The following is a 13,667-nucleotide window of genomic DNA, read 5'->3' on the forward strand; positions in this document are numbered from 1 at the left end:
TTCTAAGCTCTGACAATGGCTATTACCGCCCAAGACGTGAACAAGCTGCGCGCTATGACTGGCGCTGGCATGATGGACTGCAAAAAGGCCCTGACCGAAGCCAACGGTGACTTCGAGCAAGCCAAAGACATCCTGCGCAAGCAGGGCCAGAAAATTGCTGACAAGCGTTCGGAGAACACGACGGCCGAAGGCCTCGTGTTGGCTAGCGTAAGCGAAGATGGCACCACCGGCAAACTGGTGGCGCTGGCTTGCGAAACCGAGCCCGTAGCTAAGGTTGCCGACTTCAAAGCCCTGGCCCAACTGGCCATCGACTCGGCGGTGAAGAGCAACGCTGCTACCAAAGAGGACCTGCTGGCTGCTACGCAGGAAGACGGCCGCTCGCTGCAGGAGCACATCACCGACCTGATGGGCAAAATCGGCGAGAAAATCGACGTGGTTGCTTACGAGTCGCTGACGGCTGAGAAAGTAGCTTCGTACATCCACTCCGATAACAAGAAGGGTGTACTGGTAGCCCTGAAGAACACCGGCGGTGTTGACGTAGCAGGTGTAGGCCGCGACGTAGCAATGCAAATTGTAGCCATGAAGCCCGTAGCCGTTGACAAAGACGGTGTTGACTCGGCTACCGTTGAGCGCGAAATCGAAATCGGCAAAGAGCAGGCGCGTGCCGAAGGCAAGCCCGAGGCTATGCTGGAGAAAATCGCCCAAGGCAAGCTGAACAAGTTCTACAAGGAGAACACCCTGCTGAACCAGGAGTTCGTGAAGGACAGCTCGGTAACCATCGCTCAGCTGCTCGACAAAACGTCGAAGGGCATGACCGTAACCGACTTCAAGCGCGTGGCTATTGGCGCTTAAGCCAACCGCACACTTGTAAAAAAGCCCGCTGGCACAATGCCAGCGGGCTTTTTGTCTTTCAGGCGCCAATTCGCCTAGGGCCGCAAAACCGCTTAGTGGGACTGCAGCCGCTGCCAGGCTTGCACCCGCGCTACGGCATTGCGGCGCACGCTCAGGTAATACAAGCCGTAGTCGACGATGTGGAAAGAGTGGCGCAGCTCGGCTCGGCCCGGCAGGTAGAAGCGCACGTACCCTTGGGGTTTGGGTGGGTGTACCCACAAAATGCCGTCGTGCACCTTGGCATCGGCAATGTTCGCGTCGATCCTGTCAAACGTGTAGGGCACGCTGCCGCGGTTGAGGCTGGACGGGGTGCGGGCGGTATCGGTGGTCCAGGTAAGCGGGTTTACGGCCGTGGCGCCGGCATACGGTGGGTACTCAATGCCCCATTCGGCGGCGTTCCAGCTCACGTAGCAGCCCGTCTGCAAGGAATCTTGGCACGGCCGAATAACCCGGTACGAGCTGGGTTGAACTTTAAGGCCTACCAAGTAAGCTGCCACAAGGCGCTTGCGCAGCTCGGGGTCGTTGTCGAAAAACTCGCGGAGCAGGCGCTGCGCGTGGTACGTGCCTTGGCTATGCCCCGCTAAGATAATGGGCCGCCCTTGATTGTAATGCTTGAGGTAGTAGTCGAAAGCCGCCTTCACATCGGCGTAAGCCAACGCCAGCGCCTGCTTGCCGTTGGCCGTGCTGTCGAAGAACGCATACAGAGCCGCCTGGCGGTAGCGGGGGGCGTACACCCGACCGGCGGCATTGAACACCGAGGCCTGCTTACGAATGCTGAACTGATCGGTAAAGCGGTTGAGCTGCGCGTCGCCTAGGTCGCCGTTCCAGGCTTTGGGCTGGATGAGCGTGGTCAGGTGCACGAAGAAAACATCGGCGGGGGCGGTAGCTTGCCCATCGCGCAGGCCGGAGTTGCGCGGCACGGCATCGGCCGAATCGCGTCGTGTAGGCAAGGCAGCCCAGTTGGCGGGCAGGCTGTAATCGGGGGCTACTGCCGGAGCACGCCGGGCGTATTCGCCCGGCGGCTTGATGACCTTGATGCAACCACCTAGGGCCGTTGCCAGCAAAAGCAGCCAAGCCCCCAAAAACCGGATCGAGCTGTTCACGCGGCTACTCTTGGGGCGGAGAGGTTTCGGTAGCGGCCGGCGTGGGTGCGGCATCCGTAAACGTGTTTTCCAGCAAACGCTCCTGGCGGAAGTACGTGAGCTTGCCGTTGCGGTCGAGGCGGGCCCGTACCTGCGCCACGGTTTGCTGGTACTGGTTGCGCGATTTGCGCAGCGAGCGGCCGCGTTCGTTGTACGTCACGGTTACGGTGCCGTCCTCGGTTACGGGGCTGATTTGGAGCGAAGACGGATCGAAGCTAATCTGGCTTTCGAGGAACTCCGGAAAGTGGCTGCGGTTTAGCTCGGCTTCGATGGCGCCCGGTGTGGTGTTCTGGAGCGTGTAAAAACGCTCTACTTGCGGCGCAAAATGTTGGCTGGCGCTGAAAGGAGCCGCTTCCATATCGTTGTACAAGGCCGTGAGGCTGCGTTGCACGCGGCTGCGAATGGCGGCTTCGGTGGTGGCGGGGTCGGGAGCCGGCGCGCCAGGCGTGGCGGCAGCGTTGCCAGCCGCGGCCGAATCGGTGGGCTGAGCCGTTACCGGTATGTTGGGCTGTACCCGAATGGTTTCGGGGGCGGCAACCGGCGGCAGGGTGAGCTGCTCGGCCTGCGGCCCTTCCTCTACCTGAACGGTCGTGGTGTCGGCGGCGGTAATGGAGTTGCTGGTCAGGCGCTCCGACTCGCGGTTGCCCAACAACAAATACCCGATTACAGCCAGCAACGCCAGCACGCCCGCAACAATCAGTACGGTAGCCAAAGGTTGGCGGCGCGGCTCTTCGGCGGGGCCGTCAAACGGTTCTTCATCGGCAACGGGCACGGCCGGGCCGGGCGGCGGAGCAATAGGTTCGCGGCGGAAATGGTCTTGCCTAAGTACCACGGGCTCCACGCGGGCGGCGGGCTCGTCGGTTACAACGGGCGGCAACAGTGGCTCTTCTACCGGCGGGGGCGTAACGTGGTGCTCAACCACAGGCGGCACGCTGGCCGCGGCAGGCGGTACTACGCTCGGCGTGGGCGGGGCTACCGGAGCCGCTGGCGCCGCAGCTGTGGGCGGCGGGCTAGGTGCTGCGGGCGGGTTTTCGCTAAAGAGCAGCTTGCGTTTAAGCGTCTCGAATTCTTGCGGCGTGATAGTGCCCGCGTCGAGCCACTCTTTGAGCTGGCGAAGGGTATCGAGCGGAGAAGCGTCGTTCTTATCCATGGTGGGGCAGTGGGGTAGCCTGCAAATCAGTGCTACTTACTACGATCAAGAGCCGAAAGCCGGTCGCGGCGGCGCTGCAGGATTACCTTGCGGCGCTCGGTTTCGGTGGCGTTTTGCACCAGTTTCTGCTGGTTGCCTTTGATGCTGGCTGCATGCTGCACGTTTTGCTCCTGCAACTGCTTGATGCGGGCAATGTTGCTTACGGTATCGGCAGCCAACGATTTGATTTCTTTTTCGAGGCGGGTTTTTTCTTTCTCAGCGTCCTGCAATTGCTTTTCGGCCTGCTCGATGGCCATGCGAGCGTAGCGCGGGCGGTAAGCCTTGGCATAGCCCTGCACCATGGTGCGCAAAGCCGAAAACTCGGAGGCGGTTTTGTCGGGGTCGAGCCAGGTGGTGCCGTTGTCGAAAGCGGCAAACACCTGCACCTCGGCGGTGCTGTCGGTGGGGGCCACCACATTGGTGTACAAATCGAGCAGCTTGCCCGAAATGCTCGAAACGGGCGTTTGCTTGGCCAGCAGCACTTCTTTGTTGCCGCCGATGCCCAGCACGCCGCCCGATTTAATCCGGATGTTGTAGCTGTCCTTGAGGTACTGTTGCCAGAACTCGCGCGCTTCCTTAGCGCTGCCCTCTACCTGCACTTTCAGGGCGGGTCGCTCGCGCTTGTCGATGTTGATGGTGCTGGTGCGCACATCGTAAAGCTGAGCGTGGGCGCCACCTAGGGGCAAGGCCAAAGCTGCCACGCACAGCAGCAGCCAACGGGTAAACAAATTGGGCATAACTAAAGCGGTTGAGGAGAGAATAAACGGCGGCTACACCAAATCCTGGCGCTCGAGGGCGGCCGCAAAATCGGCGCGCATGTCGGCAAAGCGGCGCAGCACGGCCGCCACAAAGGTGTCGTCGAGCAGTTTGGGCAGGTCGGCATCGGCACCGAGCAGGTCCATTTCGCTCACCTTGTAGGTTTGCTCCAAGGAGCCTTGCTCGCACTTCAGCAAGTACTTGCCGTTCCACGCCAGCAGCGTGAGCTTCATGTCGGGGTGGGGGATGTCGGCAACGTGGCGCATAGGCAGCAATTAGAAAGCGAAGATACCACGCCGCCGCCGAGTTGCCCTAGGTGCCACAACCTGCCTGCTGCCCGGGCGTACAAAACAGCTGCCGCGTATTGGTTTCACCTTCAACCCCAAACCGCCATGGCACAAGGAGATAAGTCGAAGTACACCGATAAGCAGAAGCGCCAAGCGCAGCACATCGAAGACAGCTACGAAAAACAGGGACTATCGGAAGACGAAGCCGAGCGCCGGGCCTGGGCCACGGTAAATAAGCAAGACGGCGGCGGCAAAAAGCCGGGCGGCTCGGGCCGCCAGCCGCACAAATAGCCCTAGGTGTTCGGCCCCGTTGCAGCAGCGGCCACCCACGTTGTGGGTGGCCGCTTGCTTTATTGGGCGGGCTCGTGCGCAGCCGCGGTGCTCCGGGGTTTCGGGAGCTTAAACTCGAGCGTGGTGCCCTCGCCCACAGCGCTGCGCACTTTTATGGTCGATTTGTGGGCCTCCACGATGTGCTTGCTGATGGCCAGGCCCAGGCCTGAGCCGCCCGCGTCGGCGGGGCCGCGCGCCCGGCTTTTGTCGATGCGGTAAAACCGCTCGAAAATGCGGTGCTGGTGTTCCTTGGGAATGCCTTCGCCGTCGTCGTGCACGGCAATGCGCACAGCCTTGGCCGAGGTGCGCAGGCGCACCGTAATGTTGCCCTGCTCGCGGCCGTACTTAATGGCGTTGTCGATCAGGTTGATGAGCACCTGGCGGATGCGGTTGCGGTCGGCTACCACCTGCGCGCCTTCGAGGGGCAAATCGTCGGGCAGCAGGTGCAGCGTCATCTGCCGCTTGTTGGCTTTGAGCTCCAACTGGTCGAATATTTCGTGCACGAGCAACACCAGGTCGAAGCGCTGCTTGCGCATGCGCACCACGCCTTTCTCGAGCTGCGAAATGGTAACGAGGTCTTGCACCAGGGCGTCGAGCGCATCGAGGGCCGAGGCGGCTTTCAGCAAGAACTTCTCGCGGATAAACTCCTCGTCTTCGCCGGCATCGAGCACGGTGTACACGAAACCCTGCGCGGCGAAAATGGGCGTTTTCAACTCGTGCGATACGTCGGCCAGAAACTCGGAGCGCAACTGCTGCAGGCGTTTCAGGTCGTCGAGCTCTTTCTGGCGCCGCACGGCCATGTCGAGGATTTCCTCGCGAATGCGTTTGAGCGGCTCGGGCCTGAACAAAAAGCGGTTCGACAACCGCCGGAATTCTTTGCGCTTTACCAGCTCGAGGCCGGCGTAAATGTTGTTGATTTCGCGAAACAGCAGCGCTTCAAACGACAAATACACCAGCAGAAAGCACGCTGCCACGGTTACGCCGCCGGCCAGCACCGCTTGCTGAAACGGCAGCGTGGGCGCCAGAAACGCAAACGTGGTGAGCACCCCCGCCACCAACACGGCAATGATGATGGCAATGGTGCGGGAGGAGAGATTAAGGCTGAACACAAACGGAAGCGCTGATTCCTGGGCCGAAAACAACGTGCCTTTGCGCTGGGGTTCAGCGGAGCCGGTAATCGCAGCCGACGCAGCTCGGTGGTTGTTTTTCACCGCTAAGATGGCAATTCCGATTGGTTGGCGAAGGGCGCAGCCGCCGCGGGCACCTAGGGCGCCCCGGCGCCTACGGGCTTAATTATCGAGGTTAAACTTGTAGCCCACACCCTTGATGGTTTGGATGTGGTGTTCGCCCACCTTCTCGCGCACTTTGCGCACGTGCACGTCCACGGTGCGGGCCAGCACAAATACGTCGTTGCCCCAAATGTTCTGCAGCAGCTCGTCGCGGCCGAATACTTTGTGGGGCGAGGCCGCCAGAAAAGCCAGCAGCTCGAACTCCTTTTTGGGCAGGCTGATTTTGCGGCCGTCCTGGTACACGGCAAAGCCCGTGCGGTCGATGCGCAGGCCGTTGATGTCGATTACGTCGGAAGCGGCGGCGCCGGTGGGCTCCAGGTCGCGGCGCACCACGGCGGCCAAGCGGCTCATCAAGGCCCGGGGTTTAATGGGCTTGCTGAGGTAATCGTCGGCGCCGGCGTCGAAAGCGGCCACCTCCGAGAATTCTTCGGAGCGCGCCGTCAGAAACAGAATGTACGTGTCCTTAAACTTGGGTAGGGCGCGCAGCTCGCGGCAGGCGGCAATGCCGTCGAGGTGCGGCATCATCACGTCGAGCAGTACGATATCGGGCGAAAACTGCTGGGCTACTTCCAGGGCCTTGCGGCCGTCGGGGGCGGTGGCTACGTCGTAGCCTTCTTTGCGCAGGTTGTACTCGAGCAACTCCACAATGTCGGGGTCGTCGTCCACTACCAGAATCTTGTAGGCCGTAGTGGCAGCCGAAGCGGCGGGCTGTTGCACAGAAGTAAAAGGCTAAGTGAATACCAAACGCATTGCGGCAGCAAAAGTACCGCTTGCAGCAACAGGCGGCGCATTACCTTTTTGTGAAGCCCCGGGTCCTAGGTGCCAATGCCCGCAAACAACAGCGCCGCCCTAGATGGGCGGCGCTGCGTTAGCTTCTGGGGGCCAAGGCCAGTCGGTGTTTCAGGCCGCTGTACTTGTACATGTCGATTTTAACGGAGCCCACGAACATTTCGGCCTCGAACAGGACCGGAATTTTGTTGCGGTCGTCGGAGAAGTACACCGAAATAGCGTCTTCGCCGCGAAACAGCTTGTTTTTGGGCATGCGCGGCACTAGCCGAATGGCCCGCACCACGCCGGCCTTGGTTTCCACGTTTTGGCGGCCTTTGTACGTCACGGTCATATCGAACACCTCGTCGTCGAAAAAGCCCTGCACCTTGATTTGTTCGCCCACGCGGCGGTTGCTGAAATCGACGGTGCGCAAAAAGTAGAAGCCGCTGACCAAGTCCTGCACGTTGTCGGGCACGCGGTAGCTGCCACGCTTCACGTCGTTCTTGTTTTTCTTGTGCGACTCCACCGCCGCCATATCGCGGTAGTGGTCGAAGTCGATGGTTTCGCGCTTGCGGTAGCTGTTTTCTTCGATGTTGCGGTAGAAGCGCTGCGGCAAAATGCTGGCCGTATCGATGTACGAACGCCACGTGTCGCGCACTTTCAGGAACATGTCAAACGAGCCGTTGGTGCGGCCCGTAACGGTGGCGCGGTAGCACGGCCGTTCGTTTACGCGGTGGATGTCGTTGGATACCTCAATGGTGGCCTCGGCGGCGTTGATGAGGCCGTAGTGGACTTTGTATTGCACAACCTCGCCGCGCCCGAAGCTTTCGTTGCGCACGGTACGCGGTGCCTCGGTGGGCGCAAAAGCCGTAAGCCCTACGCTCAGCAGAACGGGAAAGGGGAGCAAAAGCCAGCGGCGACGTTTCATGTGAAGTAAAAACAAATCAAATATTAGAGTGCTAAACGGCTTTTACGCAAAGTGGGTGCCAAGCAAATATACCAAGCCCTCCCAGCTCAGAAAAGCACTTGGGCGGCTTACCAATTCGGAAGCTATGCAGCCTAACGGCAAGCCGCAAGATTATCGTTCGGCGAGGATTGAAATTGCTGATTAAGTGCAACTTGCTCTGCCTATGTGCCAAACCCCTAGGCAACCTAGGGCAACAAAAAAGCCCGCTGCCAAGGCAGCGGGCTTTTGCAAACTACATGCGTAGTGCGAATGCGGCTTAGAGCGTGTCTTCGCCGTCTTCGGGGCCGCTCATGTCAACCGGGATGGCCGCTTCCAGCACCTCGGGCTCGCCCTTGGCCATGGCGCGTACCTTAGCCTCGATTTCGTCGGCCAGCTCGGGGTTGTCCTGCAAAATGGTTTTCACCCCTTCGCGGCCTTGGCCCAGGCGGTTGCCGCCGTACGAGAACCACGAGCCCGACTTTTGGATAATGCCCATGTCGGTAGCGAGGTCGAGGATTTCGCCCACTTTCGAAATGCCTTCGCCATAGATGATGTCGAACTCAACCACCTTGAAGGGCGGCGCTACTTTGTTCTTCACCACCTTCACCTTGGTGCGGTTACCGGTTACGTTGTCTTTGTCTTCCTTGATCTGGCCAATGCGGCGGATGTCGAGGCGTACCGAGGCGTAGAACTTCAGGGCGTTACCGCCGGTGGTGGTTTCGGGCGAGCCGAACATTACGCCGATCTTTTCGCGCAGCTGGTTGATGAAGATGCACAAGCAGCCGGTTTTGTTGATGGTGCCGGTGAGCTTACGCAGCGCCTGCGACATAAGGCGGGCGTGCAGGCCCACTTTCGAGTCGCCCATGTCGCCTTCCAGTTCGCCTTTGGGCACCAGTGCGGCTACGGAGTCAATTACGCAGATGTCGATGGCACCCGACGAAATCAGCTGGTCGGCAATTTCGAGGGCTTGCTCGCCGTTGTCGGGCTGCGAGATAATGAGGTTTTCGGTGTCGATGCCCAGCTTTTGCGCGTAAATCGGGTCGAACGCGTGCTCGGCGTCGATGAAGGCCGCAATGCCGCCCTTCTTCTGGGCTTCGGCAATGGCGTGCATCGTGAGCGTGGTTTTACCCGACGATTCCGGGCCGTAAATCTCAACGATACGGCCTTTCGGCAAACCGCCGATGCCCAGCGCAATGTCGAGACCCAGCGAACCAGTGCTGATGGCGGGGATGTCGCCCACCTTGTTGTCGCTCAGTTTCATGACGGTGCCCTTGCCGTAAGCCTTGTCGAGCTTGTCCATCGTGAGCTGAAGCGCCTTGAGTTTTTCGGCGTTCTGGTTCACCGTCTTGTCAGTGGTTGCAGCCATTTGTGCGTGCTTTGTGGAGATATGATGTAGGTTTGAAGTCGCTGTTGGGCGATGCCGCTGCCCCGGTTGCTACGATCGGGAAAACCTCTCTGGCGTCCGTTGCAGGCAGCTTTTTCTAACACAGCCGAACCCTGTTTTGTGCCGACTTGGCAATAAATATATGAGAAAATCTTTGCTAAAACTATTAGCCACTGGGCTTCTGTGTTTTATAAATATGTTAGCATGGGCGCAGCTCGATAACCGGGCATTTCAGTACCGCACGCCCGTGCGGGCCGAGCACGATAATCAACTGCGGCTGGCCGTACAGGCGTTCCTTTTCTCGAAGGACAACGAGTATTTCAACAAGATATTTGAAGGCCGCACGTACTACGGCACGCAACTAGCGCCGCGGTTGGTGTACTACCCAAGCCCCAAACTCAGGCTGGAGGCGGGCATCTTTCTGTGGAAGGACTACGGTACGCCACGCCTGCGCCAGGTGCGGCCGTTATTTACGGCGCTGTACCAAACGGGGCCGCACCGCTTCTTGTTCGGCAACATCGAGGGGCAGCTCAACCACGGCTACATCGAGCCCATCTTTGATTTCGAGCGGGTGATGCTAAACCGGCTGGAAGAAGGCATTCAATACCAGCTCAACACCCACCGCTTCAACGTAGATGCGTGGGTGGATTGGCAACGTCAGCAGTACCGCTTCGATAACTTTCAGGAAGAGGTAGCCGGCGGCTTGGTGGCCGACGCAAACGTGGTGCGCGACACGGTTTCGGGCTGGCTGGTGCGCATACCGCTGCAGTTTTTGGCCACGCACCGCGGCGGGCAGATTGATACCATTGAGAAACCCCTGCAGACCTTGTTTAACGTGGCCAGTGGCTTGCGCGTGCGCAAAGAGCTGGGTGGCTCGTTTTGGCACAGCCTCTACGCCGATGGCTACGGGGTATACTTCCAGGATTACTCATTCGAGCGGGAGTTGGCCTTTAAGCGCGGCACCGGCTTGTACCTGAACCTAGGGGCCGATACGCGCCTGAGCAAGGTTCAGGTAAGCTACTGGCGCGGAAACGGGTTTATCGCGCCGCAGGGCGGACCGTTGTACCAGTCCATTTCGTACACGGTGAAAGACCCGGACTACACCGAGCGCAACCGGCAACTGCTGATCCTGCGCTTTTTCAGCGACTACAAGCTCACCAACGGGCTTACGCTTTCCACGCGTTTCGAGCCGTTCTACGACTTTACCCGCCGGCAGGTGGAGTTTTCGTTTGGGGCGTACATCAACTTCAACCGCGAGTTCTTCCTTACCACGCTGCGGCCCGATTAGCACCGGGCCTGCCCTAGGTGCGCGTGCGCGCCAGCGCGTAATGCCACACGCCGGCATCGGTGTCGGCGGCGCGGCGGAAACCAATGGCCTCGGCGGTGGCTTGGCTGCGCACGTTGCTGGGGCGGCAGCGCAAGGTTAGCGCGCGGGCGTCCAGGTGCTCAAACGCGTACTCAACCACGGCCCGCAACGCCTCGCGTGCGTAGCCAAAGCCTTCGGCGGCGGCGGCGAGGTAGTAGCCGATTTCGCCGGCCCGGATGCGCGGCGAGTCGGGCTGCAGGCTGATGTCGCCGAGGTAGCAGGTGGCTGTGCTGTTCCAGATGCCCCACACCAGCAAGCGGCGGTGGCGCCAGTTTTCGGCAAAGGTGCGCAGGGTGCGCTCGGCGTCGGCCAGCGTACGCACCGACGCCACCCGGCGCGGAAACGCGGGCTCGAGGCGGCGGCGCTCGGCATTGAGCAAGGCGTAAAAAACCGCCGCGTCGGTGGGCTGGTAGGGGCGGAGCAACAACCGCTCGGTGCGCAACGACGCCGGCGTAAGCGTGGGCAACAAACTCATAGGCGACAGAACCCTTTGCCACACGCAGGCGGCGCCCAAACGGTTGCACGGCCAAGCGCCTGAGGCAGCTAGGGCAACCCCGTGGCCGGTGGTTCGTTAGCCAGAAGCACCGTGCCGGGTGGGCCTAACGCGGGCACCTAGGGCAGTGGTACTTGCTACATCAACCACACCAAAACATCCACATTATGAACCGACTGCAAGGCAAGGTAGCCATTGTTACGGGCGGCGGGGCCGGTATCGGCGAGGCCATTTGTAAGAAGTTTGCCAACGAAGGAGCTGCCGTAGTGGTTTGCGGCTTTCCCGAAGACCCCGTGCAGGAAGTTGCGCAGGAAATTGTGAAGGCGGGCGGCCGGGCCGTGGCCTTCGCCGGCGACATCTCGAAGCAAGAAGAAGCCGAAGCCTGTGTGAAACGGGCCGTAAAGGAGTTTGGGCAGCTTGATATCCTCATAAACAACGCGGGCGTGTTTCCGGCCACCGCCACCATCGACGAATACCCTGTGGAGGCGTTCCAGTACATGGTGAAAAACAACATCTACTCGTGCTTTATGATGACGCGGGCGGCCATTCCGCAGCTGCATAAAACCCGCGGCAACATCGTGTCGGCGGGCTCGGAGGCAGGCTGGATGGGCATTGCCGAAAACACGCCCTACGGCGGTACCAAGGCCTTTATCCATGCCTTCATGAAAGGCGTGGCCACCGAGCAGGCCAAGGAAGGCGTGCGCGCCAATTGCGTGTGCCCCGGCCCCGTGGACACCGCCTGGACGCACAAGGAAACCGGCCCGATGTCGGCCAAAATGGAAAAGCAAATTGTGGAGGGCACGCCCATGGGCCGCCGCGGCACCCCCGAGGAAGTAGCCAACGTGTACCTGTTTCTGGCGTCCGACGAGGCCAGCTTCGTAACGGGCGCGCTGTACTTCGTGGATGGCGGCGTAACCAACTCGAAAGGCCCGCACGGCTCCGAAGTGCCGAGCAAGCTCAAGCAAGAGCCCGAAGGCGAGCTAGACCTCCGGCACGACATGGACGGCCACGCCGAAATCCGCAAGCAAGATCAGTGGAAGCACCTAGGGTAGAAAGCAGCCGTTCCTGCCCGCTGTCATTGCGAGCAAAGCGAAGCAATCGGTCCAGGGCATGGCACAACCGCCCACTTGGCACTAAGCAAAACCCCATTAAGCTAAAAACCGCACCGCCCGAACCCTGGCAGCAGGATTCGGGCGGTGCGGTTTTCGGTTGCTGCTGGCTGGGCGGTCATGCCCCGCTCAGGACCGATTGCTTCGCTTTGCTCGCAATGGCAGCGGGAAACGGGCTTACCGCTGCGCCGGCAACGTCGAGATGAGCGCGGCTTCGGGCAGGTGCGGGTGGCGGTACTGCGCCGGGCTGCCTAGGGATTGTTGCGTGCGCATCACGTTTACCTGGCGTGCGGCTTCGTTGAAAAACTCTAGGCGGCGAATGAGCATTTCCTTGGTTAGCACGCGGCCTTCGGGCGTAGGCATGTACGATTTCCAGTCGTCGAGAAAGCGCTGCATAATGGCGTTGGCTTGGTCGAAGTTGGCCTCGTACTGCTGCTTGAACTCGGCTACGCGTTGCAGGCCATCGGCGGTAAGCTTGATGCTGGCGCCGCCTTGGTTCAGGATTTCGCTGAGCACGTACACCTCCAAGGGCAGCGAGGTTTGGAGCGCGGTGGTGCGCAGGTCGAGGCCAGCGCGCAGGGCGTCGTCAACCATGTGCAGGTTGCGGGGAAAGCTGTCGTAGTAGCCTTTAACTTCCATGGGTTGTCAGGGTCTTAGGAGCTGAGGGTCTTGGGGGCTTGGCAACCGAATCCGACCGAACAACAGCCAAGACCCTTTGCTTCCAAGCCCCCAAAACCCTACAAAAGTTCTTTTACAATCTGGTCCACCGTGATGCCTTCGGCTTCGGCCTTGAAGTTGCGCACCACGCGGTGGCGCAAAATGGCCGGCGCCACGGCGCGCACGTCCTCGATATCGGGCGAGTACTTGCCGTTGAGCAGCGCATTGCATTTAGCACCTAGGATAAGGTGCTGCGAGGCCCTAGGTCCGGCGCCCCACTCGAGCAGTTGGGAGGCCCGCTGGGCGGCCCGCTCGGTGTTGGGGCGCGTTTTGTGCACCAGGCTCACGGCGTACTCTATCACGTTGTCGGTTACGGGCACGCGGCGCACCAAGTGCTGAAAGGCTTCAATCTCATCGGCGTGCAAAATCTTCTGCACGGTGGGCTTTATGTCGGCCGTGGTGTTCTTCACGATCTGCAGCTCGGCCTCGTAGCTGGGGTAATCGAGTGTGATGTTGAACATGAAGCGGTCGAGCTGGGCCTCGGGCAGCGGGTAGGTACCTTCTTGCTCGATGGGGTTTTGCGTGGCCAGCACGAAGAAAGGACGCTGCAGCGGGTAGCGGCGGCCCGCCACCGTAACAGCATACTCCTGCATCGACTCGAGCAGCGCCGCCTGCGTTTTGGGGGGCGTGCGGTTGATTTCGTCGGCCAGAATAATGTTGGCGAAGATTGGGCCCTTGACAAACTGAAATTCGCGCTGCTGATTCAGCGTTTCCGAGCCCACAATGTCGGAGGGCATCAGGTCGGGCGTAAACTGAATGCGGTTGAACGACAGGTCGAGCGCGTTGCTGATGGTTTGCACCAGCAGTGTTTTGGCCAAACCCGGCACGCCCACTAGCAACGCGTGGCCCTGCGCAAACACGGCCGTGAGCAGCAAGCGCACCACGTCGTCCTGGCCCACAATCACCTTCCCGATTTCTTGCCGCAGCGTGCGGTACGATTGGGCCAGCGCGTCGGCGGCTTCCTTATCCGATGAATATTTCTGCGACATGAGACTTTTTC

Annotated in this window: 15 protein-coding genes; 4 read left to right on the forward strand and 11 right to left on the reverse strand. The window is 60.3% G+C overall.

Features of this window, described 5'->3' with window-relative positions:
• Positions 1-15 precede the first annotated feature (15 nt).
• A complete protein-coding gene (tsf, locus tag D3Y59_RS16585) occupies positions 16-852 on the forward strand; it encodes a translation elongation factor Ts (RefSeq protein ID WP_119446053.1) in 837 nt (278 codons plus the stop codon).
• A gap of 92 nt (positions 853-944) precedes the next feature.
• Here tsf and D3Y59_RS16590 read toward each other — a convergent pair whose 3' ends face one another.
• From D3Y59_RS16590 to D3Y59_RS16605, 4 genes are read right to left on the reverse strand one after another with little or no spacing between them, the layout of a single operon-like run.
• Complete coding sequence (locus D3Y59_RS16590) at positions 945-1,994, reverse strand: DUF3089 domain-containing protein (RefSeq protein WP_162910857.1); 1,050 nt, start codon at positions 1,992-1,994, stop codon at positions 945-947.
• A 4-nt stretch (positions 1,995-1,998) separates the two neighbouring features.
• The gene (locus D3Y59_RS16595) at positions 1,999-3,183 is read right to left on the reverse strand and encodes an SHOCT domain-containing protein (protein ID WP_119446055.1); all 1,185 of its coding nucleotides are present in this window, start codon (positions 3,181-3,183) and stop codon (positions 1,999-2,001) included.
• 32 nt (positions 3,184-3,215) lie between these two features.
• Positions 3,216-3,959, reverse strand: a complete 744-nt coding sequence (locus tag D3Y59_RS16600) for a hypothetical protein (RefSeq protein ID WP_119446056.1) — start codon at positions 3,957-3,959, stop codon at positions 3,216-3,218.
• A gap of 33 nt (positions 3,960-3,992) precedes the next feature.
• Positions 3,993-4,244 carry a hypothetical protein gene (locus D3Y59_RS16605; RefSeq protein WP_119446057.1) on the reverse strand — a complete coding sequence of 84 codons (252 nt, stop codon included), beginning with the start codon at positions 4,242-4,244 and terminating at the stop codon, positions 3,993-3,995.
• Positions 4,245-4,370: 126 nt separating this feature from the next.
• On the opposite strand from D3Y59_RS16605, the gene D3Y59_RS16610 reads away from it, so the two are divergent.
• Complete coding sequence (locus tag D3Y59_RS16610) at positions 4,371-4,556, forward strand: hypothetical protein (protein ID WP_119446058.1); 186 nt, start codon at positions 4,371-4,373, stop codon at positions 4,554-4,556.
• A gap of 59 nt (positions 4,557-4,615) precedes the next feature.
• On the opposite strand, the gene D3Y59_RS16615 is transcribed toward D3Y59_RS16610, so the two are convergent.
• The 4 genes from D3Y59_RS16615 to recA form a co-directional block, all read right to left on the reverse strand.
• The gene (locus D3Y59_RS16615) at positions 4,616-5,704 is read right to left on the reverse strand and encodes a sensor histidine kinase (protein ID WP_119446524.1); all 1,089 of its coding nucleotides are present in this window, start codon (positions 5,702-5,704) and stop codon (positions 4,616-4,618) included.
• Between the two features lie 180 nt (positions 5,705-5,884).
• Positions 5,885-6,601, reverse strand: a complete 717-nt coding sequence (locus D3Y59_RS16620) for a response regulator transcription factor (RefSeq protein ID WP_119446059.1) — start codon at positions 6,599-6,601, stop codon at positions 5,885-5,887.
• Positions 6,602-6,752: 151 nt separating this feature from the next.
• Positions 6,753-7,580 (reverse strand): DUF3108 domain-containing protein, encoded by an 828-nt coding sequence (locus D3Y59_RS16625; protein WP_119446060.1) that lies wholly within the window; start codon positions 7,578-7,580, stop codon positions 6,753-6,755.
• A gap of 295 nt (positions 7,581-7,875) precedes the next feature.
• Positions 7,876-8,964 carry a recombinase RecA gene (recA, locus tag D3Y59_RS16630; RefSeq protein WP_240410410.1) on the reverse strand — a complete coding sequence of 363 codons (1,089 nt, stop codon included), beginning with the start codon at positions 8,962-8,964 and terminating at the stop codon, positions 7,876-7,878.
• A gap of 214 nt (positions 8,965-9,178) precedes the next feature.
• On the opposite strand from recA, the gene D3Y59_RS16635 reads away from it, so the two are divergent.
• The gene (locus D3Y59_RS16635; protein WP_119446061.1) at positions 9,179-10,270 is read left to right on the forward strand and encodes a hypothetical protein; all 1,092 of its coding nucleotides are present in this window, start codon (positions 9,179-9,181) and stop codon (positions 10,268-10,270) included.
• Positions 10,271-10,283: 13 nt separating this feature from the next.
• Here the strand turns inward: D3Y59_RS16635 and D3Y59_RS16640 are convergent, their stop codons facing one another.
• Positions 10,284-10,823 (reverse strand): GNAT family N-acetyltransferase, encoded by a 540-nt coding sequence (locus D3Y59_RS16640; protein WP_119446062.1) that lies wholly within the window; start codon positions 10,821-10,823, stop codon positions 10,284-10,286.
• A gap of 185 nt (positions 10,824-11,008) precedes the next feature.
• On the opposite strand from D3Y59_RS16640, the gene D3Y59_RS16645 reads away from it, so the two are divergent.
• Positions 11,009-11,893, forward strand: a complete 885-nt coding sequence (locus D3Y59_RS16645) for an SDR family NAD(P)-dependent oxidoreductase (RefSeq protein WP_205590847.1) — start codon at positions 11,009-11,011, stop codon at positions 11,891-11,893.
• A gap of 234 nt (positions 11,894-12,127) precedes the next feature.
• Here D3Y59_RS16645 and D3Y59_RS16650 read toward each other — a convergent pair whose 3' ends face one another.
• Together D3Y59_RS16650 and D3Y59_RS16655 are read right to left on the reverse strand one after the other, a co-directional pair.
• Positions 12,128-12,589 (reverse strand): hypothetical protein, encoded by a 462-nt coding sequence (locus D3Y59_RS16650; protein ID WP_119446063.1) that lies wholly within the window; start codon positions 12,587-12,589, stop codon positions 12,128-12,130.
• A 98-nt stretch (positions 12,590-12,687) separates the two neighbouring features.
• Positions 12,688-13,656 carry an AAA family ATPase gene (locus D3Y59_RS16655; RefSeq protein WP_119446064.1) on the reverse strand — a complete coding sequence of 323 codons (969 nt, stop codon included), beginning with the start codon at positions 13,654-13,656 and terminating at the stop codon, positions 12,688-12,690.
• Positions 13,657-13,667: the final 11 nt, after the last annotated feature.

The organism is Hymenobacter oligotrophus (assembly GCF_003574965.1).
GTDB lineage: Bacteria > Bacteroidota > Bacteroidia > Cytophagales > Hymenobacteraceae > Solirubrum > Solirubrum oligotrophum.